Here is a 25,881-nt window from a genome sequence, read left to right as displayed (position 1 = left end):
AACTGACTGTCTTATGTCTTATAGAAGACATTTTTGAGAGGATTTACGGAATCCGCTCGACGGGGCAGGGTGCCCTGTGCTCGAATCCTGGCCATGCCGAATCCACCTGCAGTCCCGAGCACGCCTGGCCCTGCGCTCCAGCGTGGCGAGGCTGCGTCCGGCGCGTCCGGCGGGCAGGCGTCGCCCGCGTTCTCGCCGCTGTATCGCCAGATCAAGGGCCTGATCATCCAGCGCCTCCAGGCCGGCGCCTGGAAGGCCGGCGAGGCCATTCCCAGCGAGATGGAGCTGGCCGCCAGCTTCGGCGTCAGCCAGGGCACGGTCCGTAAGGCTATTGACGAACTTGCGGCCGAGAATCTGCTGGTGCGCCGCCAGGGCAAGGGCACGTTCGTCGCCACGCATGCGGAGCAGAAACAGCAGTACCGCTTCCTGCGCCTGATGCCTGATGAAGACCAGGAACCGGGCCTGGGCCGCCAGCTGCTGGACTGCCGCCGCCAGCGTGCGCCGGCCTGGATCGCCCGCCAGCTGCAGATGCGTGCGGGCGACGCCATGGTCGAGGTGCGCCGCCTGCTGCACAGCAAGGGCCGTCCGGTGGTGCTGGATGACATCTGGCTGCCGGGCAGCCTGTTCAAGGGTTTGACGACCGAGCTGCTGAACCAGCACCGCGGTCCTTTCTATGGTTTGTTCGAGTCGGAGTTCGGGGTGCAGATGATCCGTGCCCAGGAAAAGATCCGGGCCGTGGCGGCCGATGAAGAGGTTGCCGCGCTGCTGCAGGTGGAGGTCGGTGCGCCGCTGCTGAGTGTGGAGCGCCTGTCTTTCACCTATGGCGATCGTCCGGTGGAGCTTCGGCGGGGCCTCTACAACACTTCCACACACTTTTATCGCAACGATCTGAATTGACCCTCTGAAAGAAAGAGGTTCGCAGCGGTGAAAGGCAAGGCCTGACCCTGTTGCGTTGCAATAAAATCCTCAGGTTTCACATTGATTACCAAAGGTCGGGTATGACGGACATCTCCTCCTCCACGACGACAAAGCAACGGCCGGTCTACCGCAACATCAACATCTTTACCGATGTGCGGACGTACCGACTGCCCGCGGCGGGTTTCGTCTCCATCCTGCATCGCATCAGCGGCTTGCTGATGTTCCTGCTGCTGCCCTTCGTCATCTGGATGCTGGACACCAGCCTGAGCACCGAGATCTCCTTCGACGTGTTCAAGAACGCCTTCGTGGCGGGCCTGGGTCCCATTCCCGGCGTGCTGGTCAAGCTGGTGACGCTGGCCCTGATCTGGGGCTATCTGCATCACTTCATCGCCGGCGTGCGCCACCTCTGGATGGATGCCACCCACAGCGTGAGCAAGGAGCAGGGCCGTTCCAGCGCCGTGCTGACGCTGTCGCTGTCCGTGCTGCTGACCCTGGCCCTGGGCGCCAAGCTGTTCGGCCTGTACTGATCAAGACTGAGGTTCACAGAATGAGTACTTACGGAACCAAGCGCATCGTCAGCGGTGCGCACTATGGCCTGCGCGACTGGATGGCCCAGCGTGCAACGGCCGTGCTGATGGCCCTGTTCACCATCGTGCTGCTGGCCCAGATCCTGTTCACCAAGCAGCCCCTGGGCTACGAGCTGTGGTCGGGCATCTTCTCGCAGCAATGGATGAAGTTCGTGACCTTCGCGACCATCATCTCCCTGGCGTACCACGCCTGGGTCGGTGTGCGCGACATCTGGATGGACTACGTGCCGGCCGTGGGCGTTCGCCTGGCCCTGCACGTGTTCACCCTGGTCTGGTTGGTGGGTTGCGCGGGTTGGGCGATCCAAGTCCTCTGGAGGCTGTAAAAAATGCAAGTTGGAAGCTCGCTCGCAAAGCGCAAATTTGACGTGGTGATCGTGGGTGCCGGTGGTTCCGGCATGCGCGCCTCGCTGCAACTCTCGCTGGCCGGCCTGAACGTGGCCGTGCTGTCCAAGGTCTTCCCGACCCGCTCGCACACTGTGGCTGCCCAGGGCGGCATCGGTGCCTCGCTGGGCAATATGTCGGAAGACAACTGGCACTACCACTTCTTCGACACCGTCAAGGGCTCGGACTGGCTGGGTGACCAGGACGCCATCGAGTTCATGTGCCGAGAGGCCCCGAAGGTCGTGTACGAACTCGAACACTTCGGCATGCCCTTCGACCGCAACCCGGACGGCACCATCTACCAGCGCCCCTTCGGCGGCCACACGGCCAACTACGGTGAGAAGCCCGTGCAGCGCGCCTGCGCCGCGGCGGACCGCACCGGCCACGCGCTGCTGCACACCCTGTATCAGCAGAACGTCAAGGCCAAGACGCAGTTCTTCGTGGAGTGGATGGCCCTGGACGTCATCCGCGACGCCGAGGGCGACGTGGTCGGCGTGACCGCGTTGGAAATGGAGACCGGCGAGGTCCACATCCTGCAGGCCAAGACCGTGCTGATGGCCACCGGCGGTGCCGGCCGCATCTACGCGGCCTCGACCAACGCCTTCATCAACACCGGCGACGGCCTGGGTATGGCGGCGCGTGCCGGCATCCCGCTGGAAGACATGGAGTTCTGGCAGTTCCACCCCACCGGCGTGGCCGGCGCGGGCGTGCTGCTGACCGAAGGCTGCCGCGGCGAAGGTGCCATCCTGCGCAACGCCAACGGTGAGCGCTTCATGGAACGCTACGCCCCGACCCTGAAGGACCTGGCCCCGCGTGACTTCGTGTCCCGCTCCATGGACCAGGAAATCAAGGAAGGCCGTGGCTGCGGTCCCAACAAGGACTATGTGCTGCTGGACATGACCCACCTGGGCGCCGAGACGATCATGAAGCGTCTGCCCTCGGTGTTCGAGATCGGCCACAACTTCGCCAACGTCGACATCACCAAGGAGCCGATCCCCGTGGTGCCGACCATCCACTACCAGATGGGTGGCATCCCCACCAACATCAACGGTCAGGTGGTCGTGCCCAAGAACGGCAACCCCAACGAGGTCATCAACGGCCTGTACGCGGTGGGCGAGTGCTCCTGCGTGTCGGTGCACGGCGCCAACCGCCTGGGCACCAACTCGCTGCTGGATCTGGTGGTGTTCGGCCGTGCGGCGGGCAAGCACATCGTCGAGTTCAACCTCAAGAACCGCGAGCACAAGCCCCTGCCCAAGGATGCCGCCGACCAGACCCTGGCCCGCCTGGCGCGCCTGGAGTCGGCCTCCAATGGCGAATACGCCCAGGACGTCGCCAACGATATCCGCTCGACCATGCAGAAGCACGCCGGCGTGTTCCGCACGCAGGCCGTGATGGACGAAGGCGTCAAGAAGATCATGGAAGTCGCCGAGCGCGTGAAGTCCATCGGTCTGAAGGACAAGTCCAAGGTCTTCAACACCGCGCGTGTCGAGGCCCTGGAAGTCGAGAACCTGATCGAGGCCGCCAAGGCCACGATGACCTCGGCCGCCGCCCGTCCGGAGTCCCGTGGCGCCCACGCCCACGATGACTTCCCCAACCGCGACGACGCGAACTGGATGAAGCACACCCTGTGGTACTCCGAAGGCAATCGCCTGGACTACAAGCCGGTCAAGCTGACCCCGCTGACCGTGGAATCTGTGCCGCCCAAGGTGCGTACCTTCTGAGGACAAGAACATGAGCCAAAAACGTACCTTCCAGATCTACCGCTACGACCCGGACAAGGACGCCAAGCCCTACATGCAGACCCTCGAGATCGAGCTCGAGGGCAACGAACGCATGCTGCTGGACGCGCTGATCAAGCTCAAGGCCGTGGACCCCACGCTGAGCTTCCGCCGCTCCTGCCGCGAGGGCGTCTGCGGTTCCGATGCCATGAACATCAATGGCAAGAACGGCCTGGCCTGCCTGACGAACATGCGCTCGCTGCCGCAGGTGGTGGTGCTCAAGCCGCTGCCGGGCCTGCCCGTGGTCCGCGACCTGATCGTGGACATGACGCAGTTCTTCAAGCAGTACCACTCCATCAAGCCCTACCTGGTGAACGACACGCCGCTGCCCGACAAGGAGCGCCTGCAGTCGCCGGAGGAACGCGAGGAGCTGGACGGCCTGTACGAGTGCATCCTGTGCGCCAGCTGCTCCACGAGCTGCCCGAGCTTCTGGTGGAACCCCGACAAGTTCGTGGGCCCTGCCGGTCTGCTGCAGGCCTACCGCTTCATCGCGGACAGCCGTGATCAGGCCACCGCGGAGCGCCTCGACAACCTCGAGGACCCGTACCGCCTGTTCCGCTGCCACACCATCATGAACTGCGTGGACGTCTGCCCCAAGGGCCTGAACCCCACCAAGGCCATCGGCAAGATCAAGGAACTGATGGTGCGTCGCGCCGTCTGATGCCCGGATCCGCCCTGGACTCTTTGCAAAGGCCTTCATTCGTGACAACCTTGTCCGATGCCCTCATCGACGAGAGAGCCCTCTCCAAACTGAAGTGGCGCTGCCGCCGCGGACTGCTGGAGAATGACCTCTTCATTGAGCGGTTCTTCAAACGTTACGAGACCGTGCTGACCGAGCGTCAGGCCGAAGGCCTGCGCCAGCTGATGGACCTGTCGGACAACGATCTGATGGACCTCCTGCTGGCGCGCAAGGAGCCCGAGGGCGAGTCGGTCACGCCCGAACTGCTGGAGGTCCTGGGCATGCTCAGGACCCCCCTCTGATCTGTCAGCGCCGCTGACCTGTTTTTCCAAGAAGTCATAAGGAACGCCCCATGACACCGTCTGACGTCAAAGCCACCCTGTCGTTCTCCGACGGCAGCCCCAGCATGGATCTGCCCATCTACAAGGGCTCCGTGGGTCCCGATGTGATCGACATCCGCAAGCTCTATGGCCAGACGGGCAAGTTCACCTATGACCCGGGCTTCCTGTCGACCGCCTCCTGCAACTCGACCATCACCTACATCGATGGCGACAAGGGCGAGTTGCTGTACCGCGGCTATCCCATCGAGCAGCTGGCCGTCAATTGTGACTACCTGGAAACCTGCTACCTGCTGCTGAACGGTGAGCTGCCCAACGCTGACCAGAAGGCCGAGTTCGAGAACCGCGTGATGCACCACACGATGGTCAACGAGCAGATGCAGTTCTTCCTGCGCGGCTTCCGCCGTGATGCACACCCGATGGCCGTGATGACCGGCCTGGTGGGCGCGATGTCGGCCTTCTATCACGACAGCACCGACATCAATAACCCCGAGCATCGCGAGATCGCGGCCATTCGCCTGATCGCCAAGATGCCGACGCTGGTGGCCATGGCCTACAAGTACACCATCGGCCAGCCCTACATCTATCCGAAGAACGATCTCTCGTACGCCGGCAACTTCATGCGCATGATGTTCGCCACGCCCTGCGAGGACTACAAGCCCAATGACGTGCTGGTGCGCGCCATGGACCGTATCTTCACGCTGCACGCCGACCACGAGCAGAACGCCTCGACCTCCACCGTGCGCCTGTGCGGCTCGTCCGGCACCAACCCCTTCGCGGCCATCGCCGCCGGCGTGGCCTGCCTGTGGGGCCCGGCTCACGGCGGCGCCAACGAGGCCTGCCTGAACATGCTCAACGACATCCAGCAGATGGGTGGCGTGGCCAAGATCGGCGAGTTCATCAAGCAGGTCAAGGACAAGAGCAGCAACGTCAAGCTGATGGGCTTCGGCCACCGGGTCTACAAGAACTACGACCCGCGCGCCAAGCTGATGCGCGAGACCTGCCATGAAGTTCTGGGCGAGCTGGGCCTGCACAACGACCCGCTGTTCAAGCTGGCCATGGAACTCGAGAAGATCGCGCTGGAAGACGAGTACTTCGTCGCCCGCAAGCTCTACCCGAACGTGGACTTCTACTCGGGCATCGTGCAGCGCGCGATCGGCATCCCCGTGCCGCTGTTCACCGCCATCTTCGCGCTGGCCCGTACCGTGGGCTGGATCGCCCAGCTGAACGAGATGATCGCCGACCCCGAGTACAAGATCGGCCGTCCGCGCCAGCTCTTCGTGGGCGCCACGCCCCGCAACGTCAAGCCCATCGCCGAGCGTTGATCCTTCGCCCCGGCCGGCTTGCGCTGGCCAGGGTGAATGACTGGAAGCCCCGTTGCAGTGATGCGCGGGGCTTTTGCTTTGTGGCCTGGGCTCGGTTGGGTGGGGGCTGGTCGCGCGCTGCTCCGGGCCGCTGCGCGCCTCGGCGCCACGCAAGGCGCCCAGCCGGGACGGCGCCACCACCGGGCAGAAGCACTGAGCGCAGGCCAGGAAGGCATGCCATGCCAGACTCGCCCCTGCGCGCCCTGCGCGCCTCGGTACGACGCAAGGTGCTCGGCCGGAGCAAGGAGTTCAGGCTCGAGAAGAGCAGGGGATGCATGCCCCAGCGCAGGCCCGGGGCAGGGCGCTCGCGCTATGCTGGCCGGATGACTCGACCGCCCATCCTCGATCCGCGCGCCGTGCCGGTGGCCTCCCGTGACGACGGTCTGCCGGCGGTGCCGGCTGAAGTGCTGACGGCCGAGGCCCTGCGCGCCCGCTTCCGTGCGCCGCCGGACTGGGCGCCGGAGCTGCCGGGCGATGGCGGCGTGCTGGCCCAGCGTGAGCCGGCCTCGGCGGCGGTGCTGGTGCCCCTGGTCCAACGCCCTGGCGGTCTGCAGGTGCTGCTGACCCAGCGCACGGCGCATCTGCGGGACCACGCCGGCCAGATCAGCTTCCCTGGCGGGCGCACGGAGCCGGAGGATGCCGACGCCGTCGCCACCGCCCTGCGCGAGGCCCAGGAGGAGATCGGCCTGCATCCACACCAGGTGGAGGTGCTGGGCCAGCTGCCCATCTACCGCACGGTGACGGCCTTCATGGTGCATCCCGTCGTGGCCCTGGTGCAGCCCGACTTCCGCCTGGTCCTGGACGAGTTCGAGGTGGCCGAGGCCTTCGAGGTGCCTCTGGCCTTTCTGATGGATCCGGCGCGCCACCAGCGCCATGTCTTCCGCTGGCAGGAGGGGGAGCGGCAGTTCCTCTCCATGCCCTGGACGGGGTCAGATCTTGCTGGCGTGTCGCGTGAGTACTTCATCTGGGGCGCGACGGCTGCCATGCTGCGCAACTTCTACCGCTTCCTCTCCGCCTGAGGGGCGCAGGGCCGCTATCATGCGGGCCCATGAACTTCTTCGCCGTCCTGCTGGCCCTGATCTGTGAGCAGCTCAAGCCGCTGCCGCATGGCAATGCCGTGCACGAGGGCGTGATCAGCTGGGTGCGCTGGACGGGTCGCAACTTCGACGCCGGCAAGGAACGCCACGCCCTGGTCGTCTGGGGCATCACGGTGCTGGGGCCGGCGCTGCTGGCCGCGGCGATCTACGGCCTGGTGCGCCACTTCACCGTGCTGGGCGCCCTGGCCCTGGACGTCCTGGTGCTGTACCTGACCCTGGGCTTCCGGCAGTTCAGCCACTACTTCACCGACATCCGCGACGCCCTGGAGCGCGCCGACGAGCTGGAGGCCCGCCGCCTGCTGGCCGAGTGGCGGCACCTGGACGCCAGCGAGCTGCCCCGCACCGAGCTGCTGCGCCATGTGATCGAGCATTCGCTGCTGGCCGCGCACCGCCATGTCTTCGGCGTGTTCTTCTGGTTCATCGTGCTATCCACCGTGGGCCTGGGGCCGGCGGGCGCCATCCTCTATCGCATGGCCGAGTTCGCCAGCCGCTACTGGGCTTTCAAGAGCCGCACCATCGACGCGCCCACCAATGAGCGTCTGATGCAGCTCTCCCGCCAGTTCTTCGGCTGGGTGGACTACGTGCCCGCCCGCCTGACCGCCACCGGCTTTGCCATCGTCGGCAACTTCGAGGAAGCGGTGAACGGCTGGCGGCGCGACGCCGGCCTGTGGATGCACCCCAACGAGGGCATCATCCTGGCCTCGGCCGCCGGGGCCCTGGGCGTGCAGCTGGGCGGCTCGGCCGCGCCGGGCGTCACGCCGGATCGCAGCAAGACCTTCGAGGCCGGGGGAGACATGGACGCCACGCGCGCCGAAGGCTCCACCCCTGGCATGCCGCCCGCGCTGGGTCATCTGCAGAGCGTGGTGGGCCTGGTCTGGCGTTCCGTGGTGCTGTGGATGTTCCTGCTGGCCTTGCTGACGCTGGCCAATCTGCTGGGCTGATCACTCCGCCCGGCCCAGGGTGCGGGGCCTGGTGCGGCCCCTGGTGCGGGTCTCGGCGCCCGCTGGCCTCAGGCCTCTCTCACGTCCGCGATCACCTGCTCCCCGAAATCCGGCCGCGCCAGGTAGCGCAGCACGGCCGCGGCCGTCTGGGCCGGGCTGCTGAGCTGCTGTTCGGCCTTCAGGGCGCTGAACCGCGGCTGGTCCGGGAACGCGCCGGGTGCGGCGCTGCGCAGCTGCTGCTGCATGTCGGTGTCGATGACGCCCGGCGCCAGGGAGACGATGCGGGCCGCCTTCAGCCCTTGGCTCGCCCGGTGCGCCTCGTCCAGGGCCATGGCCCGGGACAGGTGGTCCATGGCCGCCTTGGCCGCGCAATAGGCCGCCGTGCCAGCCATGGCGCGCCGCCCAAGTCCGGACGAGATGTTCAGCACGCGCAGCTCGCCCGGCACCTGGCGGCAGGCGTCCAGGAAGGCCGCGCTGAGCAGCAGGGCCGCCTCCGCGCCCACGCGCAGGGCACTGGACAGCTCGGCCAGGGGCGTGTCCTGCACCGCGCCCGGGTGGGTCACCACGCCGGCGTTGTTGATCAGCGTGAGGCTGTCGAAGCGGTCCAGGGCTTGAGCCTGCAGCCACTGCTTCAGGGCCTGAGCCACGGGCAGGGGCTGGGCGAGGTCCTGGCGCCACTGCTGCAGCACGCTGCCGGTGGAGGCGGCCAGGCCGTAGAGCGCTTCGTTGTCCCGCCGGGCAATGCCCAGGACCTGGTGCTCGGGGCTGGCCAGCAGCTCGCGCGCGAGGGCCAGGCCCAGGCCGCGTGAGCTGCCGCTGACGATGTAGAGATGGCGCTTGGGGCTGTTCATGCCTGCATTCTCGCGCTGGATTGCCTCGGATGGCGCCGGGCTGGGCGCTCAGAACGGGGGTGGGCTCTGCAGCTGCAGCGCCGGCACCTCGCCCAGGGCGGGCAGGCCCACCTCGCAGGCGTGCAGCAGCAGGCGCGGGGCGGCCTGCTGCAGGGCGGGCGGCGCATAGAGCGCATCGCCGAGGATGGGGTGACCGATGGCCAGGCAGTGCACCCGCAGCTGGTGCGAGCGCCCGGTCAGCGGCAACAGTTCGACGCGGGTCTGCTGACGGGCGGTGTCGCGCTTCAGCACCCGCAGAAGGGTCTGCGAGGGCTTGCCGCGCTGATGGCAGACCATCTGCCGCGGTCGATTCGGCCAGTCGGTGACCAGGGGCAGGTCGATGGCCTGCTCATCGGCTTCGACCAGACCGCCCAGTACCGCCACATAGCGCTTCTCGACCCGGCGCGTGGCGAAGGCATCGCTCAGCAGGCGCTGCATCTCGGGGCTGCGGGCGAAGACCAGCAGGCCGGAGGTGGCCATGTCGAGACGGTGCACCACCAGCGCCTCGGGGAAGCGCGCCTGCACGCGGCTGGCCGCGCAGTCCTGCTTGTCCTCGCCCCGGCCGGGCACGGACAGCAGGCCGCTGGGTTTGTCCACGACCACGCAGCCCGGGCCCGCGTGGACCCAGCCCAGCTGCAGCGTCTCGGGCGCCGGTGCGGGTGGCAGTGCGTTGGTGGCGCTCAGAACTGCTCCACCCAGCCGCTCTGCACGGCGGACTGGGGATTGGACCCCGCCTGCCGCACCCGCCGCAGGGACTCCTCGACCTCCAGGCCGAGGCCCTTGAGCACGCAGGCCGCCACGGTGCCGGTGCGGCCGATGCCCGCGGCGCAGTGCAGCAGCACGCGGTCGCCCACGCGCAGGCTGTGGATCAGCGTCTCCACGCCCTGGCGGAAGGCCTCGGGATTCGCGCCCAGGCCGAAATCGCGCATGGGCAGGTGCTGCCAGCGAAAGGGCAGGCGGCCCTCGCTGACGGCCTTGTGGTACAGCGGCGAGAGCTGGGCCACTTCGTCCAGCGGATTGAGGCAGCTGACCAGGCTGAGCTGGCGCAGCCGGGCTTCGTCGAGGAATGCGCCCCAGGGCTCCAGGCGGCCGGGCATGGACTGCAGCCACAGCCGGCCGCTGATGTCGGGAGGGAGTTCGAGTGCACGGAATGGCATGGCGGGATTGTGCCTTCGGTGCCTGCCGATGTCAGCGGCGCGCTCGTGGTTAATCAACGTTTTGTTGATAAATTAAAAGCCTGCCTGCATCATGCCGCCATGACGAATCGACAGCCCACCGCGGCCGCCCCCGCACCATGAGCGCCGCACTCCATCCTCCGCTGCCCCAGCCCGAGGCCCCGCAGATCCGCCATCCCTACTGGGTGCTGGGCGCCGTCTGCGCGCTGGCCCTGATGAGCACGGTGGGCGTGTCCATGCCCTATCCCATCCTGGCGCCCATCTTCGTGGACGGGCCGGCGGATGCCTTCACCCACTTCCTGGGCCTTGACCCCAAGCTGCTGATGGGCCTGGCCCTGGCGGTCAACCCGCTGGGCATCCTGCTGGGCAGCCTCTTCATCGGGCCGCTGTCCGACCGCTACGGCCGCCGCGCCACCCTCAATGTCACGCTGACGGCCACGCTGCTGGGCTATCTGCTGACCGCCTATGCCCTGCATCAGCGCTGGTTCCTGGTCTTCGTGCTGGCCCGCTTTCTGACCGGCATCACCGAGGGCAATGTGGCCGTGGCCCGCGCCCTGGTGGCGGACCTGCACGGCCAGATCGACCGCACCCGGGGCCTGGCCTGGCTCAATGCCTGCCTCTATGCGGGCTGGCTGCTGGGGCCCCTGGTCGGCGGGCTGACGCTGGGCCTGGGCGAGCCCGTGCCCTTCGTGCTGGCCGGCCTGGCCATGCTGCCCTGCCTGGTGATCCTGGGGGCGGGCGTGCCCGCCGGCAAGCGCGTGAGCGGGCCTCTGCATCTGCTGCAGTCCATGCGCGAGCAGCAGGCCCTGGGGCTGCTGCGCGAGGACCCGGTGCTGGCGCGCCTGGCCCTGCTGCAGTTCCTCTACACGGTGGGCGTGACGGCCCTTTATGAATTCGCGCCGCTGTGGATGCTGGAGCAGGCCGGGCTGGGCAGCCGCGGCATCGCCTACGTCACCGCCGCGCAGTGCGCCACCATGACGCTGGCCAGCGTCATGGCGGGGCGCTTCGGCAGCGGGCGGCGAGCCCATCCCCTGCGCGACGCCGCCTGGCTGGCCCTGCTCGCGGCGCTGGGGCTGACCCTGCTGGCGGTGCTGCCGTCCACGCCGGGGCTGGTGATGATCGCCTTCCTGGGCCTGCCCCTGGCGCTCTACAACGCGGTCATGCCGGCCTGGATGTCCGAGCGCTTCGCCAGCCATGGCCAGGGGCGGGTGATGGGCCTGCTGTCCACCATCTTCTGCCTGGCCAATGTGGTGGTGGCCCTGCTGGGGTCAGGTCTTGCCTTGCTGTCCTCGCGCTGGATCATGGGCCTGGGCGGCCTGACCTGCGTGCTGGCGGCCTGGCAGCTGGTGGCGCTGGCGCGCGCGGAGCGTCAGAGGGATTTGCAGCAGGAGGGCCAGGCATGAAGACCGAAGCCCGCCAGCGCCTGCTGCAGCAGCTCAAGAGCGGCGGCCCGCAGACGGCGGCGCAGCTGGCCGAAGGCCTGGGCCTCAGCGGCATGGGCGTGCACAAGCAGCTGCAGCAGCTGGCCGACGAAGGCCTGCTGCTGTGGCAGGACGAGGCCGGTGCCGTCGGTCGCCCGCGCCGCGTCTGGCGGCTCAGTGCCGCGGGCCATGCCGAGTTCCCGGATCGCCATGGCGAGCTCACGGTGCAGCTGATCCACCAGGTCCGCAGCCTGCTGGGCGAGCCCGCGCTGGAGCGCCTGATCGATGCCCGCGAGCAGGACAGCGAACGCCGCTACCAGGCCGCCCTGGCCGGCAAGCGCAGCCTGCGCAGCGCCCTGGTGGCGCTGGCCGCCGAGCGCGAGCGGGAGGGCTATATGGCGAGGGTCGAGCGCGCGGGCGCGGGCGCGGACTGGCTGCTGATCGAGGACCACTGCCCCATCTGCGCGGCCGCCCAGGCCTGCCAGGGCTTCTGCCGCTCGGAGCTGGCCCTGTTCCAGCGCTGCCTGGCGCCCTGGGGGCAGGTGCAGCGCACGGAGCACCAACTGGCGGGCGCGCGGCGCTGCGCCTACCGCGTCAGTCCGCACCCCTGAGGACGACGCGCAACCACGGATCGAGCTGCAGCAGCTCCTGCGCCAGCGCCTCGCGCGCCTGCGTGGCGGCCTGGGTGCAGCGCTGTTCCCAGCGCTGCCGTTCGGCCTCCAGCGCGCGGATGCGGTCCTGAGCATTGGGTCCGTCCATGGCACGCAGACTGCGCAGGGCCTGTCGCAGGACCGAGCCGTGCAGCTGCACATTGGCCTGCAGGTCAGGCTCGGCGAGCAGGCGGGCCAGGAGCTGCCAGGCTTCGCCTGGCCGGCCCCGGCGGTTCAGCAGGTCGGCCAGGGTTTCCTCGGCCGACCAGCGCCAGTAGCGCGTCCGGTCATCGACGGACCATTGCGCCAGCAGCTGGTTCAGCAGGATCTCGGCCTCGTCCAGCCGGTGCAGCAGCACCAGCAGGTGGGCCACGGCCAGCTTCAGCACGCCCTGGAAGATGGCATGCAGGCGGCCGTCCTGGGCCAGCGAGCGCGCCCCGCCCAGCTGGCGCTCGGCGCGGCGCAAGGCGAGGCGGGCCATCACCCGACCTTCCTCATCGCCGCGGTCCAGGGCCTGCTCGTGTGCGGCGGCCATGGAGACCAGCAGATTGGTGTAGGCCCGCATGCGGTCGCCGCTGTCGATGGACTCGCGGGCCAGGGAGAGGGCCCGCATGTGCAGCAGCTCGGCCTGGTCCAGCTCGCCCAGCCGGGCGTGGACATGGCCCAGGCAGCTCAGGCAGGCGGACAGCGGCTCATGCAGCTGCTCGCGCTCCAGGTAGCGCACGGAGGCGCGGGCCAGGGGCAGGGCTTCGGCAGCCAGTCCGAACTCGCACAGGGCCAGGGCGGCCTGGCGCAGGGCATGCGGGAGCGCCGTGGACGCCGGCCCGCCACTGAGGGCGGCCGCAGCGGCCAGGGCCTGGCGGCAGCTGCCCAGCAGATCACCGGTCTGCCAGGACTGGATGGCCCGCGCAAGCAGGGCCTCGCCCGTGGCAGGGGCCTCCGGGGCGTCGGCGGCGGGGCGGGGAACCTCGGCCGGGGCGGCATCGGGGTGCTGCGGGTACTGCGGGGACTGCATGCCCGGACTCTATGCCAATTCCTTGGCGCCTCGCTCCCGGGATTCACCGCTAGACTGGGGCGAGAACCGTGATGCCAGATCCTGCCATGCCCGCCGACAAATCTTCCGAAGAAGTCCGTGCCGCCCTGGACCGGCATGCCGACACCCACGAGTGGTTTGCGCTCTTCGAGCTGGCGCCGGTGTCCCTCTGGCTGGAGGACTTCAGCGCCCTGGCTCAGCTCTTCCGCCGGCTGCGGGCCGAGGGCGTGAGCGAGCTGCGACCCCACCTGCTGCGCCATCCTGAGGACCTGCGGGTGTGCACCGAGGGCCTCCGTGTGCTGTGCGTCAACCGCAGGACCCTGAGCCTGTTCGGCGCCCGGGACCAGGCCCATCTGGTGGCCAATCTGGGCGCCGTCTTCCGGGACGACATGCTGGACCACCACGTGCAGGATCTGGAGCGGCTGTGGCGCGGCGAGCTGAGCTACGAGAGTCAGACCGTCAACTACACCCTGGACGGCCGCCGCCTGGACGTGCGCCTGTCTGTGCGCGTGCTGCCGGGGCATGAGACGGACTGGTCAAGGGTGCTGCTGTCCCTCGAAGACATCACGGCGCGCGTGCAGGCCCAGCGCGAGCTGCAGGCCAGCGAGCGCTATGCCAACGGCCTCTTCGAGCACTCGCCCGTCTCGCTGTGGGTGGAGGACTTCAGCGGCGTCAAGCGCCTGCTGGACGAGGTCCGCGAGCAGGGCATCACCGACTTCCGCACCTTCACCGACGTCCATCCGGATTTCGTCGAGCGCTGCATGGCCCAGATCCGCGTGCTGCGCGTCAACCGCCAGACCCTGCGCCTGTTCCGCTCGCCCGACCAGGCCACCCTGGTGGCCCGCCTCAGCGACGTGTTCCGGGACGAGATGCGCCGCCCCTTCACCGAGCAGCTCATCGAGCTGTGGAACGGCCAGATCTTCCAGCAGCGCGAGACCGTCAACTACACCCTGGACGGCGAGCTGCTGCACGTGCACCTGCAGTTCAGCGTGCTGCCGGGGCATGAGCACGACTGGTCCCTGGTGCAGGTCTCGCTGACCGACATCAGCGCCCGCAAGAAGGCGGAGGCCTACCTCGAGTTCCTGGGCAAGCACGACGCCCTGACCAAGCTGCGCAACCGCAGCTTCTTCAGTGACGAGATCAACCGCCTGGAGCGTCGCGGGCTGGCGCCGCTGGGCATCCTGCTGCTGGATGTCAACGGGCTGAAGCGCTTCAACGACGAGACCGGCCATGCCGCGGGCGACGCCCTCCTGCGCCGTGCCGGCGAGGTGCTGGCCAAGGCGGTGGAGGCGCCGATGACGGCCTCGCGCATCGGCGGGGACGAATTCGTGCTGCTGATGCCCGGTGCCGACGAGGCCGCCGTGGAGGCCATGCAGGCCCAGGTCGAGGAGCTGCTGGAGCTCAACAATCAGTTCCATGCAGGGGCGCTGCTGGAGATGTCCGTCGGGCGGGCCGTGTGGCGCGGTGGCGAGCGCATCGAGGCCGCCGTGCATCGCGCCGACACGATGATGTACGAACACAAGAAGGCCTTTTACGCCGCCCGGACGCATGACCGGCGCGCCTGACCGCCGCTGCGGCGGCCCGGCTCAGGACACCATGTAGGCCGCCGATCCCGTGCTCAGGAGACGTCCCTGGGCATCCATGAACTCCATGCGGGTGCTGGCCACGCGGCTGCCCAGGCGCAGCACCTCGGCCCGGGCCCGGAAGCGTTCGCCGATGGCGGGGCGCAGGTAGTCCACCCGCAGGTCGATGGTGCCCAGCTTGTTGAAGCGCTGCAGGCGGGCGGCCGGGAGCTCGTCGCGGTGGCGGTCGCCGATGGCCGTCATCACGGCCAGGCCGCCCAGGGCGTCCAGCGTGGCCGAGATCACGCCGCCATGCATGCGGTGGTGGGCGAAGTGGCCGATCAGCTCGGGGCGCATGGCCACGGTGGCTTCCGCGGCCTGCGCCTCCAGTGCGGTGACCTGCAGACCCAGCACCTTGTTGAAGCTGATGTGCTCCTCGAAGATCTGGCACAGGGCGGTCGTGAAGTCGGCCTCGAAGACCGTGCGGGGCGGCGTGCTGCTCATCCCCCGACACTAACCCAGCGGCCGTCCGCCGGGGCCTGGGGCCTTCCCCTGCAGAATGACGCCCAGGCGACAAGCCGCGGGGCCGCCGAGCCGGCTTAAGCCGGGGCTAAGACGTCTGCCGGTCCTGCGCAGCACACTAGCGCCGATGATCAGCGTCCATTCCCTCCGTTCCTTCCGTCCGGCAGCGCTGCTGGCGGCCCTGGCCTTCAGCGCCACCCTGCATCTGGCGCAGGCGGCCGGCTTCAGCCTGCCGCAGGCGGCGGCCGAGGAGCCCGCCTTCCTGGCGGCCCTGGGCGTGCCGGCGCAGACCCCGCTCCGTTACCAGGACGAGGACGGCCGGGACCTGCCCCGTGAGGCCTTCTACCAGCGCCTCAAGGCGGCCGAGGGCAGGCTGAGCGTGGCCATCGCCAAGAGCGCGCAAGGAGTGGCCCTGCAGCTGCAGCCGCCCGGCAGGCGGCCGGACGCCACGCGCTTCAAGGTGTCTCCGGGCGATGCCGTGCCCGGCTTCTCGCTGCGCTCCCTGGATCAGGCGGCGCTGTCGCCGGACACGCTCAAGGGCCGCTACACCCTGATGAGCTTCTACTTTGCCGGCTGCGCCCCCTGCGTGGCGGAGGTGCCTGTGCTCAACGGGCTGCAGGCGCGCATGCCGGAGCTGCGTCTGGCCGCCGTCACCTTCGACGACGAGGCCACCAGCCGGCGCTTCGTCCAGGACCACGGTCTGCGCTGGCCCGTCTACCCCCAGGCCAAGCCCTTCCTGCAGTCCCTGGGCGTCAACAGCTTCCCGGCCTTCGCGCTGCTGAGCCCCGAGGGCAAGGTGGTGAGCATCGGGCCCCTGCACGAGCTCCAGCGCAGCGAGAAGCCCGTCGAGCTGCTGCAGCGCTGGGTCCAGGAGCAGATCGCCCGCGATGCAGGCAAGACCTGACCCCGGACCTGACTCAGGCGCCGCGGTGCCTCACTTGCTGTCCGGCGTCTTGCAGGTGCTCATGCCAAAAGGCAGGTAGGCCGGGCAGAAGCGCAGCAGGCCGGTGGCAATGAAGACCAGGCCGATCCAGCCCCAGGCGCCGATGAAGCCCAGCAGGGTGGCAGCGATCAGGACGACGCCGGCAATGACGCGCATGGCGCGGTCCAGGGTTCCGACATTGGCTTGCATGTGAGTACTCCTTCGGGGTTCAGTGGGTGAGGGGGGTGAGGGGGGTGGCAGGCTTGAGCAGGGCGCCCTCGGCATCCCGCACTTCCGTGGTGATGGCGATGCCCTGGCCCACGCTCTGCGTCACGGTGCAGAAGGCCTCGAACTGGCTCAGTACGCGATCCAGGTGCTGCAGCTGCGCGGCGGGCACGCCCAGCTGCAGTTGAGCGCGCATGGCCAGCACCCGCACCCGGCCTTCGGCATTGCGGCCGACCTGGGCCTCCACACTGCAGCGCAGCGGCTCGGGCGCCTGCTTGTACTTGCGCAGGGCGAAGAGCAGGGAGTCCGAGAGGCAGTTGGCCACGGCCGCGCACAGCAGCTGCACGGGCGACGGGCCCTGGCCGGTGCCCAGGGGGGGCGGCTCATCGGTCAGCAGGGCGGGGACCTCGCCGCCGAAGCGGGTGTCGAAGCGGTAGTCCGCCTGCTGGACCAGGTCGACGCGAACGAGTTCATCGCTCATCAGGCATGTCCTTTCTGGAGATGGGATTGAAGCCAGCGCAGCAGCTCGGCAGCCGGCATGGCGCCGCTCTGGCGCGCGATCTCGCGGCCGCCAAGGAACAGCGCCAGGGTGGGGATGCTGCGGATGCCCAGCCGCGCGGCGGTCTGAGGGCAGGCTTCCGTGTCGACCTTGACGCAGCGCACGCCGGGCGCCTGCGCGGCCGCGGCCTCGAACTGCGGCGCCATCATGCGGCAGGGACCGCACCAGGCCGCCCAGAAGTCCACCAGCACGGGAGCCTCGGTCTTGGCGATGTAGTCGGCGAACAGGGCGTCAGCGAGGGCCAGCGGGCGGGGCGGTGCGATCTCGGCCCCGCAGCGGCCACAGACCGGCTGGTCCTGCAGGCGCTCGGGCGGGACGCGATTGGTGGCGCCGCAATGGGCACAGACCAGATGCATGGACATCTCCTTGGTTCAGCAGCCCGGGCGCACCCCGAGCTTTCGCAGGATCGATTCCATCATGCACCAGCGGGTGAAGCCGCTTTGCAGCAGGTTCAGGCCGACAAAGGCGGTGAAGGCCAGCCACCATTGCGAGTGGAACACGGGACTGCCGGGCAGGCCCAGGGCCAGGGACAGCAGCACGAAGAAGCCGGCGGCGATGCGCACGATTTGCCAGGAAGTCATGTCAGTCTCCTTCAGTGGGTGAGGGCATGGGAGCGGGGGCCTGCAGCAGGTGCAGGCGGTGGCGGTAGGCGACGAAATAGAGGGTCGGGATGACGATCAGCGTCAGCAGGGTCGAGACCAGGATGCCGAAGATCAGCGAGATGGCCAGGCCGTTGAAGATGGGATCGTCCAGGATGAAGAAGGCGCCCAGCATGGCGGCCAGGCCCGTCAGCAGGATGGGCTGGGCGCGGGTGATGGCGGAGCGCAGGATGGCCGTCTCGAAGGCCAGGCCGGCCCGCAGCTGCAGCTGGATGAAGTCCACCAGCAGGATGGAGTTGCGCACGATGATGCCGGCCAGCGCGATCATGCCGATCATGCTGGTGGCGGTGAACTGGGCGCCCAGCAGCGCGTGGCCGGGCATCACGCCGATCAGGGTCAGGGGGATGGGCGCCATGATGACCAGGGGCGTCAGGTAGGAGCCGAACTGGGCCACCACCAGCAGGTAGATCAGCACCAGGCCCACAGCGTAGGCGGCGCCCATGTCGCGGAAGGTCTCGTAGGTGATCTGCCATTCGCCGTCCCATTTGAGGGCATAGCCGCGCAAGGCGTCGTCGGGCTGGCGGATGAAGTGCTCGTCCACCGGCCCGCCGTCCGGCGCCCGGATCTGGGCGATGGCGCTGCGCATCTGGAACATGCCGTAGAGCGGGCTGTCCACGCGCCCGGCCATGTCGCCGGTGACGTAGTTCACCGGCAGCAGGTCCTTGTGGAAGAGCGGCTGCTCGCGCTGCGTGTCGGACACCGTCACCAGCTCGCGCAGGGGCACCAGCGCGCCCTGGGCCGAGCGCACGCGCAGCGAGAGCAGGGCGTCCAGGCTGCCCTGCTGCTCGGGCGGCAGCTGCAGCCAGGCGGCCGTGGGGTACTTGCTCTGGTCATGCAGCCACAGCACGGCCTCGCCGGCCTGCGCCGTGCGCAGGGTGCTGACGATGGCCGCCTGGCTCACGCCCAGCTGCGCCGCGCGGGCGCGCTGCACCAGCAGCAGCTGGCGCGGGGCCGCGGCGATGCTGCTGTCGTCCACGTCGACCACGCCGGCCTGCTGCTCGAAGACCTGGCGCACCTGGCGGGCCAGCTGCTGGCGGCCGGCGTCGTCGGGGCCGTAGACCTCGGCCACCAGCGGGGCCAGCACCGGCGGACCCGGCGGCACCTCGACCACCTTCAGCTTGGCGCCGAAGCGCCGGGCGATGGCCTGCAGCGGCGGGCGCAGGCGCGTGGCGATCGCGTGGCTCTGGTCCTTGCGGTGCTGCTTGTCGACCAGGCTGACCTGGAGATCACCCTGCTCGCTGCCGGAGCGCAGCCCGTACTGGCGCACCAGACCGTTGAAGTTGATGGGCGAGGCCGTGCCGGCATAGGCCTGGTAGTGCAGCACTTCGGGCACGGTGGCCAGGTAGGCGCCCAGCTCGTGCATCACCGCGGCCGTCTGCTCCAGCGGCGTGCCGGCGGGCAGGTCCACCACCAGCTGCAGCTCGGACTTGTTGTCGAAGGGCAGCATCTTCAGCATCACCAGGCCGGCCATGGGCAGGGCCAGGGACAGGGCGATCAGCCCCGCGATGCCCAGGCCCAGCAGGCGGCGGCTGCGCGGGCCCTGCTTGGCGTCCAGCAGCGGCGTGAACAGCCGCGTGAAGACGGGCGCCAGCTTCGCCGAGAGGCCGTGCAGCGCGTCCGGATCCGCCGCCTGGTCGGCCGGCAGGGCCTTCATCCACAGGCGGGCCAGCCAGGGCGTCACCACGAAGGCGATGGCCAGGGACAGCAGCATGCCCATGCTGGCATTGATGGGGATGGGGCCCATGTACGGCCCCATCAGCCCGCTGACGAAGGCCATGGGCAGCAGAGCGGCAATCACCGTCAGCGTGGCCAGGATGGTGGGGCCGCCCACCTCGTCCACGGCGCCGGGGATCAGCTGCGCCAGGCCGCGGCCGGGATGCAGCTGCTGGTGGCGGTGGATGTTCTCGACCACCACGATGGCATCGTCCACCAGAATGCCGATGGAGAAGATCAGCGCGAACAGCGACACCCGGTTGAGCGTGAAGCCCCAGGCCCAGGAGGCGAAGAGGGTGACGGTCAGCGTGAGGATCACGGCCGTGCCCACGATGGCTGCCTCGCGCCGGCCCAGGGCCAGGAAGACCAGGGCCACCACGGAAGCCGTGGCGAAGAGCAGCTTCTGGATCAGCTTCTGCGCCTTGTCGTTGGCGGTGGCGCCGTAGTTGCGCGTCTCCTGCACCTGCACGTCGGCGGGGATGATGGTGTTGCGCAGGGTGTCCACGCGCTGCATCAGGGCGTTGGCGACGTCGATGGCGTTCTCGCCGGCCTTCTTGGTGATGGCCATCGTGATGGCCGGATATTCGCCACGCACGCCGGAGGCCGCACCAGGCGGCAGCGGTGCGCCGCCTGTGCCATGCCAGACATAGCGGCTGGGCGTCAGCGGGCCGTCCACGATGCGGGCCACCTCGCGCAGGAACAGGGGCTTGCCCTCGCGCACGCCCACCACCAGCGCCTCCAGGTCCCGGGCCGAGGCGAGCCAAGGGCCGGCTTCCAGCGCGACGGCCTGGCCGCCCTGCAGCAGATCGCCCAGGGGCAGACCCATCTGGGCCGACTGCAGGGCCTGGCGCAGCTCGCCCAGGCTCAGCCCCGCCTTGGCCAGGCGGGCGGCATCGATGTGGATCTGCACGGCGCGGCCCGGGCCGCCCAGGCTCACCACGTCACGGGTGCCGGGCACGCGCTTGAGCTCGCTCTCCAGGCTGTGGGCCACGCGTTCGAGCGCATAGGCCCCGGTCTCGGGCTGCGTGCTGAAGAGGGTGAGGCTGACGATGGGCACGTCGTCGATGCCCAGGGGCTTGACCAGGGGCTGCTGCACGCCCAGGCCGGCGGGCAGCCAGTCCGCATGGCTGCTGACGGTGTCATGCAGGCGCACCAGGGCCTCGGTGCGCGGCACGCCCACCTTGAACTGCACGGTCAGCACCGCGAGGCCCGGCCGCGAAACCGACATCACATGCTCGACGCCCGCCATCCGCGACAGCACCTGCTCGCCGGGGCTGGCCACCATCTGCTCCACGTCCTTGACCGAGGCGCCGGGGAAAGGCACCAGCACCTGGGCCATGGTGACGTTGATCTGCGGCTCCTCCTCGCGAGGCGTGACCATCACCGCGAAGATGCCCAGCAGCAGGGCCACCAGGGCCAGCAGGGGCGTGATCTGCGCAGACTGGAAGAAGGCCGCGATGCGACCCGAGACGCCCAGTGCAGGCTTGTCCATTGATTTCATGAAGCCTCCCGCTCAACGCACCCGGGCGGCGGCCTGCGGCTCCAGGGCCACGCGCTCGCCGGCCCTGAGGCCGCTGAGGATCTCGATCTCGCCGCCACGGCGCTCACCCAGGCGCACCTGGCGCAGCAAGGGGCGGCCTTCGGCGTTGAGCACATAGAGCCCCGTCATCTCGGCGCGCCGGACCACGGCCTCCGCGGGCACGAGCAGGACCGCGGGCCCTGCCGGTTCCGGCGCGGTCCCGCCGAGCCGGATGCGGGCAAACTGCCCCGGCACCAGGCCCTTGAGCGTGGACGGCAGCTCGGCCCGCAGCTCCACGGTGCCGCTGCCGCTGTCGACGGTGGGCAGCCATTGCACGCGGCTGGGCATCTGGCCCTGCATGCCGAGGCCGGGGATGTCCACCAGCACGGTGTGGCCCGAGCCCTGGGCGAGCTGGGCCTGGGCCTGCGGCACATGGGCGGTGACGCGCAGGGCGGCCGGGTCGTAGAGCACGGCGAGGCTGCGGCCGGGCAGGGCCATGTCACCCTGCACCACGGGCACCTCGGCGATCACGCCGGCATAGGGCGCGCGCAGCTGGTACCAGGCGCTCTGGCTGCGCGCTGCGCCGGCCTGGGCCAGCTGGGCCTGCACCTGAGCCTCGGTCGTCTTGAACTGGGCTTCCGCCTGATCCAGGGCAGCCTGGCTGATGAAGCGCTGGCGGAAGAGCTGCTGCTGGCGGTCCAGCTCGCGCCGCGCCAGCTCCAGTTGCGCACGGGCGACCTGGGCCTGGGCCTCGCTGGCCTGGGCGCTCTGGTCGGCGCTGCGCGCGTCCAGACGCATGAGGAGCTGGCCGGCCTTGACGGCGTCTCCCGGCTTGATGCGCAGCTCGAGCACCGCGCCAGCCACCTGGGCGGCCAGCGTGGTCTGGCGCAGGGCCTCGACGCGAGCCTCGTGCGCCTGGCTCAGCCCGCCGGTGCCGGCCTGCACGGTGTAGGTCTTGAGCGCCGGCTGAGCCGCCTCGGACGCCAGGGCCGGCAGGCCGGCCAGGGACCAGGCCAGTGTCAGCGCGGCGGCCGGAGCCCAGGCGGGCAGGCGCCAGAGCGGGAGCGGGGGGGGAGGGGTCTTGCGCATGATGGGTGTCGCGGGCTGGACAGAGGGCTGTGTTGGATTTATTATTTGCGCAATCACGCAAATAGTCAAATGAATCTGAACCGGCAAGGCGGACCGAAGCCCGCCTGCCGCCGCGCCGGAGGTCGGCCTTCCATGCCCCAGTCCCGTTCTGATGCTGATCCGCCGCTGCCCGTGCCGCCGCCGGCGGCCGTCGCGCTGCATTGCGGCATCCGCGACCTGCCCGACAGCGCCCTGGAGCAGGTGGCAGGCTTCTTCCAGTTGCTGGCCGAGCCCAGCCGGCTGCGCGTGCTCAACCTCCTGCGCGAGCAGCCGCAGTGCGTGGGAGATCTGGCCCGGGCCTGCGGCAGCAGCGCCGCCAACATCTCCCGCCACCTGGCGCAGCTGCAGCGCCACGGCCTGGTGCACCGCGAGGGCCGGGGCACCAGCGTGTACTACCGCATCGCCGATCCCTCGGTCTACGCGCTGTGCGACCTTGTCTGCGGCCAACTGGCCCGCCAGCAGGCCCATCTCGCCGAGGCCGGGGCCCGCTTTCTCAAGCCCTGAACGCCCGACGCTCACGGTCCCTCTTGAACGCAACGGAATCCCGCAATGAACCCTCCCCTGCTGTCACTCGATCCCCGTGCCGCCCTGGAAGCCCTGGCGCAAGGGGCCTGGCTGGTCGATGTCCGCGAGGCCCACGAGGTCCGGAGAATGGCGTATGGCGTGGAGCGGGTGCTGCACCTGCCCCTGAGCGAGCTCGAGCGGCGCCACCACGAGCTGCCCATGGATGCCGAGCTGCTGATGGCCTGCGCGGCCGGCGGCCGCAGCCAGCAGGCCATGCACTACCTCCGCCATCATGGGCACCGCAAGGTACGCAACCTGGCAGGGGGCATGGCCGCCTGGCTGGCCCACGGCCTGCCGGTGCGGGCTTCCTGAGGGAATCGGCCGCCAGCCGCAGGCCCGGATTCGCGGCATCTGTCGCATATCAAGGCTTGTCCCTGTGGCGTAGACGCCCATGCAACGGGCCGGCCGTCGCCCGCTTCCTCTAGGATGGTTGGATGGTGTTGCGCATCCTGCTGGTTTTGTCATGCCTTCTGGGATTCCCGGGCCTGCCGGCCCCGGCTGCGGCGCAGCCGGCGGCCAAAGTTCTGCGCGTGCTGGCCTGGCCGGGCTATGCCGATCCGGAGGTGCTGCAGGGCTTCACGCAGAAGACCGGGGCGCGGGTCGAGCTCACCGTGGTGGGATCGGACGAGGCCATGCGGCAGCGCCTGCTGGCCAACAAAGGCCGGGACTTCGACGTCTTCGCGCTCAACACCGCCGAGCTCCAGCAGTACATCGATCAGGGCATGGCCCTGCCCATCGAGCTCCAGCGCATCCCCAACACCCGCCGCCAGCTGACGCGCTTTCGCGAGCTCTCGTCCATTCCGGGCCTGAGCCGCCGGCGCGAGGGCCAGCTGCAGGTCTTTGCCGTGCCCTACACCTTTTCTGAGATGGGCCTGATCTACGACCGGCGCCAGGTCACAGCCCCGCCTGCCTCCCTGCAGGAGCTGTGGGATCCGCGCTGGAAGGGCAAGGTCTTGGCCTATGCGGGCGGCACCCACAACTTCTCGCTGGCCGCCCTGGCCCTGGGACAGAGCCAGCCCTTCCGCATCGAGGACTCGCGCTGGCCGGCGGCCGTGGACAAGCTGGTCGCCCTGCGGCGCAATGTGCTGGGCTTCTACAGCCTGCCGGAGGAATCCGTGCAGCTCTTCCTGCGGCACCGCGTGGCGCTGATGTACGCCAACTACGGCATGCAGCAGGTGCACCTGCTGAAGGCGGCCGGCGCCGACGTCGGCTATGTCATCCCGCGCGAGGGGGCGCTGGCGTGGCTGGACTGCTGGGCCATCTCCGCCGCAACACAGCAGGTCGAGCTGGCCCACGCCTGGATCAACTTCATGCTGGAGGAGCCCGCCAGCAGCCTGCTGGTGACGCGCCAGGGCCTGGCCAACACGGTCAGCGAATCGGTGAGCAGCGCGCCGCAGGTGACGCTGCGCTGGCTGGAGCCGGTGGAGGATGAGCAGCGGCGCGAGCAGCTGTGGTCCCGCATCCAGTCCGGCGACCGGCCGTCCAAGGTGCTGCAGCGATGAAGGGCGGCATCTCCTGGCGCCTGGGCCTCGCCCTCGCCCTGAGCGGCGTGCTGGCCGCCGGGCTGACGGGCTATTACGCCTACAGCGCCAGCCGCCAGCTCCTGGTGTCCGCCGCCGAGCAGCGCCTGGTGACGGCCACCCGGGTGCTGGTCCGGCAGCTGGCCGTGGGCCTGGACGGCACGGCCCGCGACGTGCTGATGGTGGCCGGCCACCCCGGGGCTGGCCGTATGCTGCTGCGCACCGACCCCGAGCTGGTGGCCCGCAACGAGACCACCCTGGCCCAGCTGTTCCGCCAGATGCTGGAGACGCATCCGGAGTACTTCCAGATGCGCCTCATGGACGCGGCCAACCATGGCCTCGAACGGGTGCGCGTGGACCGCGACGACATCGGCGTGACCCGCGTGCAGGGCGAGGACCTGCAGGAGAAGGGCCACTATCCCTACGTCTACGAGGCGCTGCGCCTGGGTGCCGGCCAGGTCTATGTCTCCCGTGCGGTGATCAACCACGAGGTCGGCGCCCATGCCGGCCATGGCAAGCCGGCGCTGGAGGTGTCCGCGCCGGTGCTGGATCCCCATGGCGTGGCCCTGGGCGTCATTGTGATCAATGTGGACCTGAACGGTCTCTTCGGTCAGCTGGCCGCCGACCTCCCGCCGAGCCTGCAGCTCTACCTCAGCAATGCCCAGGGCGAGTACCTGGTCCATCCCGACCGGAGCAAGACCTTTGCCTTCGACCGCGGACAGTCCTCGCTCGTGCAGGACGAGTTTCCCGGCGTGCGCGAGCTGCTGGTGAACCCGCCCGCCCAGGACGAGCAGACCGTGGTGACCCGCTCCGAGGGCAGCGATGCCTCCGTGCAGGTGGCGGCCTTCGTGCGCCAGCCGGCTACCGCGCTGAAGGCCGAGGAGGACTTCGTGCTGGGCCTTTCGCAGCCCCTGTCCGAGGTGCTGTCTGAGAGCGACAGCCTGGGGCGCATGGTGCTGCGCATCGTCGCGGCCTTCAGTGCCATGGCGGTGCTGCTGGCCGCCCTGCTGGCGCGCGCCCTGACGCGGCCGCTGGCGCAGATCGTCCGTGCGGTCGAGGGCTTCGTGGGCGGGCTGCGCAGCGACGAACTGCCCACCGACCGTCGGGACGAGATCGGCATGCTGGCCCGCTCCATCGAGCACATGCAGCTGCAGATCAGCGGCCAGTTCGCCAAGCTCGCCCAGAAGCAGCACGAGCTGGACCACCTGGCCAGCCACGACAGCCTCACCGGCCTGCAGAACCGGCGCTTCTTCATGGATCGCCTGGACCACGCCCTGGCCCATGCCCGGCGCGACCAGGGCCGCCTGGCCATGCTCTTCGTGGACCTGGACGGCTTCAAGGAGATCAATGACAGCGTGGGCCATGCGGCCGGCGATGCCGTGCTCAAGGCCCTGGCCCTGCGGCTGCGGCACCTGGTGCGGGAGTCCGACACCGTGGCCCGCATCGGCGGCGACGAGTTCGTGATCCTCATCGACCAGGTCAGCGACCCCGAAGACGTGGACGTGGTCGCCCGCAAGATCCGCGACGCCCTGGCCGAGCCCGTGCAGTGGGAAGGGCGCGAGCTGCGGGTGGGCGCCAGCGTGGGGGTGGGGCGCTTCCCCGAGCATGGCCAGGACGCCGAGACGCTGATGGTCGCGGCCGATCAGGCCATGTACCGCGCCAAGAGCGGCGGTGGCGGCCTCATCTGCCATGCCGAGGCGCCACCGCGGCGCCTGCCCTGAAGAAGGCCGGGCCAG

At 69.4% G+C, this 25,881-nt stretch carries 28 protein-coding genes; 17 read left to right on the top strand and 11 right to left on the bottom strand.

The window, feature by feature from the left end:
• The first annotated feature begins 93 nt into the window (after nucleotides 1-93).
• The 9 genes from ABDJ40_RS13225 (at nucleotide 94) to ABDJ40_RS13185 (ending at nucleotide 8,083) form a co-directional block, all read left to right on the top strand.
• A complete protein-coding gene (locus ABDJ40_RS13225; RefSeq protein ID WP_347610365.1) occupies nucleotides 94-897 on the top strand; it encodes a GntR family transcriptional regulator in 804 nt (267 codons plus the stop codon).
• Nucleotides 898-998: 101 nt separating this feature from the next.
• On the top strand, nucleotides 999-1,445 hold the full coding sequence (gene sdhC / locus ABDJ40_RS13220) for a succinate dehydrogenase, cytochrome b556 subunit (RefSeq protein ID WP_269632577.1): 447 nt from the start codon (nucleotides 999-1,001) through the stop codon (nucleotides 1,443-1,445).
• 20 nt (nucleotides 1,446-1,465) lie between these two features.
• Nucleotides 1,466-1,828: a succinate dehydrogenase, hydrophobic membrane anchor protein gene (gene sdhD / locus ABDJ40_RS13215; RefSeq protein WP_269632578.1), complete on the top strand. Its 363-nt coding sequence runs from the start codon at nucleotides 1,466-1,468 to the stop codon at nucleotides 1,826-1,828.
• Between the two features lie 3 nt (nucleotides 1,829-1,831).
• On the top strand, nucleotides 1,832-3,607 hold the full coding sequence (gene sdhA / locus ABDJ40_RS13210; protein ID WP_347610362.1) for a succinate dehydrogenase flavoprotein subunit: 1,776 nt from the start codon (nucleotides 1,832-1,834) through the stop codon (nucleotides 3,605-3,607).
• Nucleotides 3,608-3,617: 10 nt separating this feature from the next.
• Nucleotides 3,618-4,325 carry a succinate dehydrogenase iron-sulfur subunit gene (locus ABDJ40_RS13205; protein WP_285984164.1) on the top strand — a complete coding sequence of 236 codons (708 nt, stop codon included), beginning with the start codon at nucleotides 3,618-3,620 and terminating at the stop codon, nucleotides 4,323-4,325.
• Between the two features lie 50 nt (nucleotides 4,326-4,375).
• Complete coding sequence (locus ABDJ40_RS13200) at nucleotides 4,376-4,645, top strand: FAD assembly factor SdhE (protein ID WP_269632879.1); 270 nt, start codon at nucleotides 4,376-4,378, stop codon at nucleotides 4,643-4,645.
• A gap of 50 nt (nucleotides 4,646-4,695) precedes the next feature.
• Nucleotides 4,696-6,006 (top strand): citrate synthase, encoded by a 1,311-nt coding sequence (gene gltA, locus ABDJ40_RS13195; protein WP_347610359.1) that lies wholly within the window; start codon nucleotides 4,696-4,698, stop codon nucleotides 6,004-6,006.
• A 362-nt stretch (nucleotides 6,007-6,368) separates the two neighbouring features.
• Nucleotides 6,369-7,064 carry a CoA pyrophosphatase gene (locus tag ABDJ40_RS13190; RefSeq protein WP_347610357.1) on the top strand — a complete coding sequence of 232 codons (696 nt, stop codon included), beginning with the start codon at nucleotides 6,369-6,371 and terminating at the stop codon, nucleotides 7,062-7,064.
• A 29-nt stretch (nucleotides 7,065-7,093) separates the two neighbouring features.
• Nucleotides 7,094-8,083: a CobD/CbiB family protein gene (locus ABDJ40_RS13185; RefSeq protein ID WP_347610355.1), complete on the top strand. Its 990-nt coding sequence runs from the start codon at nucleotides 7,094-7,096 to the stop codon at nucleotides 8,081-8,083.
• Between the two features lie 68 nt (nucleotides 8,084-8,151).
• Here ABDJ40_RS13185 and ABDJ40_RS13180 read toward each other — a convergent pair whose 3' ends face one another.
• From ABDJ40_RS13180 to ABDJ40_RS13170, 3 genes are all read right to left on the bottom strand, one after another.
• Nucleotides 8,152-8,934, bottom strand: coding sequence for an SDR family NAD(P)-dependent oxidoreductase (locus tag ABDJ40_RS13180; RefSeq protein WP_347610353.1), 783 nt, complete (start codon nucleotides 8,932-8,934; stop codon nucleotides 8,152-8,154).
• A 48-nt stretch (nucleotides 8,935-8,982) separates the two neighbouring features.
• On the bottom strand, nucleotides 8,983-9,570 hold the full coding sequence (locus ABDJ40_RS13175) for an RluA family pseudouridine synthase (RefSeq protein WP_347610351.1): 588 nt from the start codon (nucleotides 9,568-9,570) through the stop codon (nucleotides 8,983-8,985).
• Nucleotides 9,571-9,653: 83 nt separating this feature from the next.
• On the bottom strand, nucleotides 9,654-10,130 hold the full coding sequence (locus ABDJ40_RS13170) for a protein-tyrosine phosphatase family protein (protein ID WP_347610349.1): 477 nt from the start codon (nucleotides 10,128-10,130) through the stop codon (nucleotides 9,654-9,656).
• A 137-nt stretch (nucleotides 10,131-10,267) separates the two neighbouring features.
• On the opposite strand from ABDJ40_RS13170, the gene ABDJ40_RS13165 reads away from it, so the two are divergent.
• Entirely contained in the window at nucleotides 10,268-11,551 is a 1,284-nt protein-coding gene (locus ABDJ40_RS13165) for an MFS transporter (RefSeq protein ID WP_347610347.1), read from the top strand.
• Nucleotides 11,548-12,180 (top strand): helix-turn-helix transcriptional regulator, encoded by a 633-nt coding sequence (locus ABDJ40_RS13160; protein ID WP_347610345.1) that lies wholly within the window; start codon nucleotides 11,548-11,550, stop codon nucleotides 12,178-12,180. The genes ABDJ40_RS13165 and ABDJ40_RS13160 overlap by 4 nt, the downstream gene beginning before the upstream one ends.
• Here ABDJ40_RS13160 and ABDJ40_RS13155 read toward each other — a convergent pair.
• A complete protein-coding gene (locus ABDJ40_RS13155) occupies nucleotides 12,164-13,234 on the bottom strand; it encodes a hypothetical protein (protein ID WP_347610343.1) in 1,071 nt (356 codons plus the stop codon). The two genes, ABDJ40_RS13160 and ABDJ40_RS13155, sit on opposite strands and share 17 nt — an antisense overlap.
• Before the next feature lie 86 nt (nucleotides 13,235-13,320).
• Between ABDJ40_RS13155 and ABDJ40_RS13150 the strand changes: the two genes are divergently transcribed.
• Nucleotides 13,321-14,817: a sensor domain-containing diguanylate cyclase gene (locus tag ABDJ40_RS13150; RefSeq protein WP_347610341.1), complete on the top strand. Its 1,497-nt coding sequence runs from the start codon at nucleotides 13,321-13,323 to the stop codon at nucleotides 14,815-14,817.
• Nucleotides 14,818-14,838: 21 nt separating this feature from the next.
• On the opposite strand, the gene ABDJ40_RS13145 is transcribed toward ABDJ40_RS13150, so the two are convergent.
• Nucleotides 14,839-15,318, bottom strand: coding sequence for a thioesterase family protein (locus ABDJ40_RS13145; RefSeq protein ID WP_269632589.1), 480 nt, complete (start codon nucleotides 15,316-15,318; stop codon nucleotides 14,839-14,841).
• Nucleotides 15,319-15,463: 145 nt separating this feature from the next.
• On the opposite strand from ABDJ40_RS13145, the gene ABDJ40_RS13140 reads away from it, so the two are divergent.
• On the top strand, nucleotides 15,464-16,240 hold the full coding sequence (locus tag ABDJ40_RS13140) for a TlpA family protein disulfide reductase (protein ID WP_347610338.1): 777 nt from the start codon (nucleotides 15,464-15,466) through the stop codon (nucleotides 16,238-16,240).
• Between the two features lie 30 nt (nucleotides 16,241-16,270).
• Here the strand turns inward: ABDJ40_RS13140 and ABDJ40_RS13135 are convergent, their stop codons facing one another.
• From ABDJ40_RS13135 to ABDJ40_RS13110, 6 genes are read right to left on the bottom strand one after another with little or no spacing between them, the layout of a single operon-like run.
• The gene (locus ABDJ40_RS13135) at nucleotides 16,271-16,468 is read right to left on the bottom strand and encodes a YgaP family membrane protein (protein ID WP_269632591.1); all 198 of its coding nucleotides are present in this window, start codon (nucleotides 16,466-16,468) and stop codon (nucleotides 16,271-16,273) included.
• Between the two features lie 19 nt (nucleotides 16,469-16,487).
• Nucleotides 16,488-16,964, bottom strand: coding sequence for an OsmC family protein (locus tag ABDJ40_RS13130; RefSeq protein ID WP_347610336.1), 477 nt, complete (start codon nucleotides 16,962-16,964; stop codon nucleotides 16,488-16,490).
• On the bottom strand, nucleotides 16,964-17,398 hold the full coding sequence (trxC, locus tag ABDJ40_RS13125) for a thioredoxin TrxC (protein ID WP_347610334.1): 435 nt from the start codon (nucleotides 17,396-17,398) through the stop codon (nucleotides 16,964-16,966). The genes ABDJ40_RS13130 and trxC overlap by 1 nt, the downstream gene beginning before the upstream one ends.
• 15 nt (nucleotides 17,399-17,413) lie before the next feature.
• On the bottom strand, nucleotides 17,414-17,623 hold the full coding sequence (locus ABDJ40_RS13120; protein WP_269632594.1) for a YgaP family membrane protein: 210 nt from the start codon (nucleotides 17,621-17,623) through the stop codon (nucleotides 17,414-17,416).
• Nucleotide 17,624: 1 nt separating this feature from the next.
• A complete protein-coding gene (locus ABDJ40_RS13115) occupies nucleotides 17,625-20,906 on the bottom strand; it encodes an efflux RND transporter permease subunit (protein WP_347610331.1) in 3,282 nt (1,093 codons plus the stop codon).
• A 21-nt stretch (nucleotides 20,907-20,927) separates the two neighbouring features.
• Nucleotides 20,928-22,022 (bottom strand): efflux RND transporter periplasmic adaptor subunit, encoded by a 1,095-nt coding sequence (locus tag ABDJ40_RS13110; RefSeq protein ID WP_347610329.1) that lies wholly within the window; start codon nucleotides 22,020-22,022, stop codon nucleotides 20,928-20,930.
• Between the two features lie 207 nt (nucleotides 22,023-22,229).
• On the opposite strand from ABDJ40_RS13110, the gene ABDJ40_RS13105 reads away from it, so the two are divergent.
• The 4 genes from ABDJ40_RS13105 (at nucleotide 22,230) to ABDJ40_RS13090 (ending at nucleotide 25,866) form a co-directional block, all read left to right on the top strand.
• Nucleotides 22,230-22,565 carry an ArsR/SmtB family transcription factor gene (locus tag ABDJ40_RS13105; RefSeq protein ID WP_347610413.1) on the top strand — a complete coding sequence of 112 codons (336 nt, stop codon included), beginning with the start codon at nucleotides 22,230-22,232 and terminating at the stop codon, nucleotides 22,563-22,565.
• A 45-nt stretch (nucleotides 22,566-22,610) separates the two neighbouring features.
• Nucleotides 22,611-22,937, top strand: a complete 327-nt coding sequence (locus ABDJ40_RS13100) for a rhodanese-like domain-containing protein (protein WP_347610327.1) — start codon at nucleotides 22,611-22,613, stop codon at nucleotides 22,935-22,937.
• A 122-nt stretch (nucleotides 22,938-23,059) separates the two neighbouring features.
• Nucleotides 23,060-24,127, top strand: coding sequence for an ABC transporter substrate-binding protein (locus tag ABDJ40_RS13095; protein ID WP_347610325.1), 1,068 nt, complete (start codon nucleotides 23,060-23,062; stop codon nucleotides 24,125-24,127).
• Entirely contained in the window at nucleotides 24,124-25,866 is a 1,743-nt protein-coding gene (locus ABDJ40_RS13090; RefSeq protein ID WP_347610323.1) for a bifunctional diguanylate cyclase/phosphodiesterase, read from the top strand. The genes ABDJ40_RS13095 and ABDJ40_RS13090 overlap by 4 nt, the downstream gene beginning before the upstream one ends.
• Nucleotides 25,867-25,881 lie beyond the last annotated feature (15 nt).

The sequence above is a fragment of the Roseateles flavus genome (assembly GCF_039872765.1).
GTDB lineage: Bacteria > Pseudomonadota > Gammaproteobacteria > Burkholderiales > Burkholderiaceae_C > Roseateles_B > Roseateles_B flavus.
This window is presented reverse-complemented; position numbering and strand designations above follow the sequence as displayed.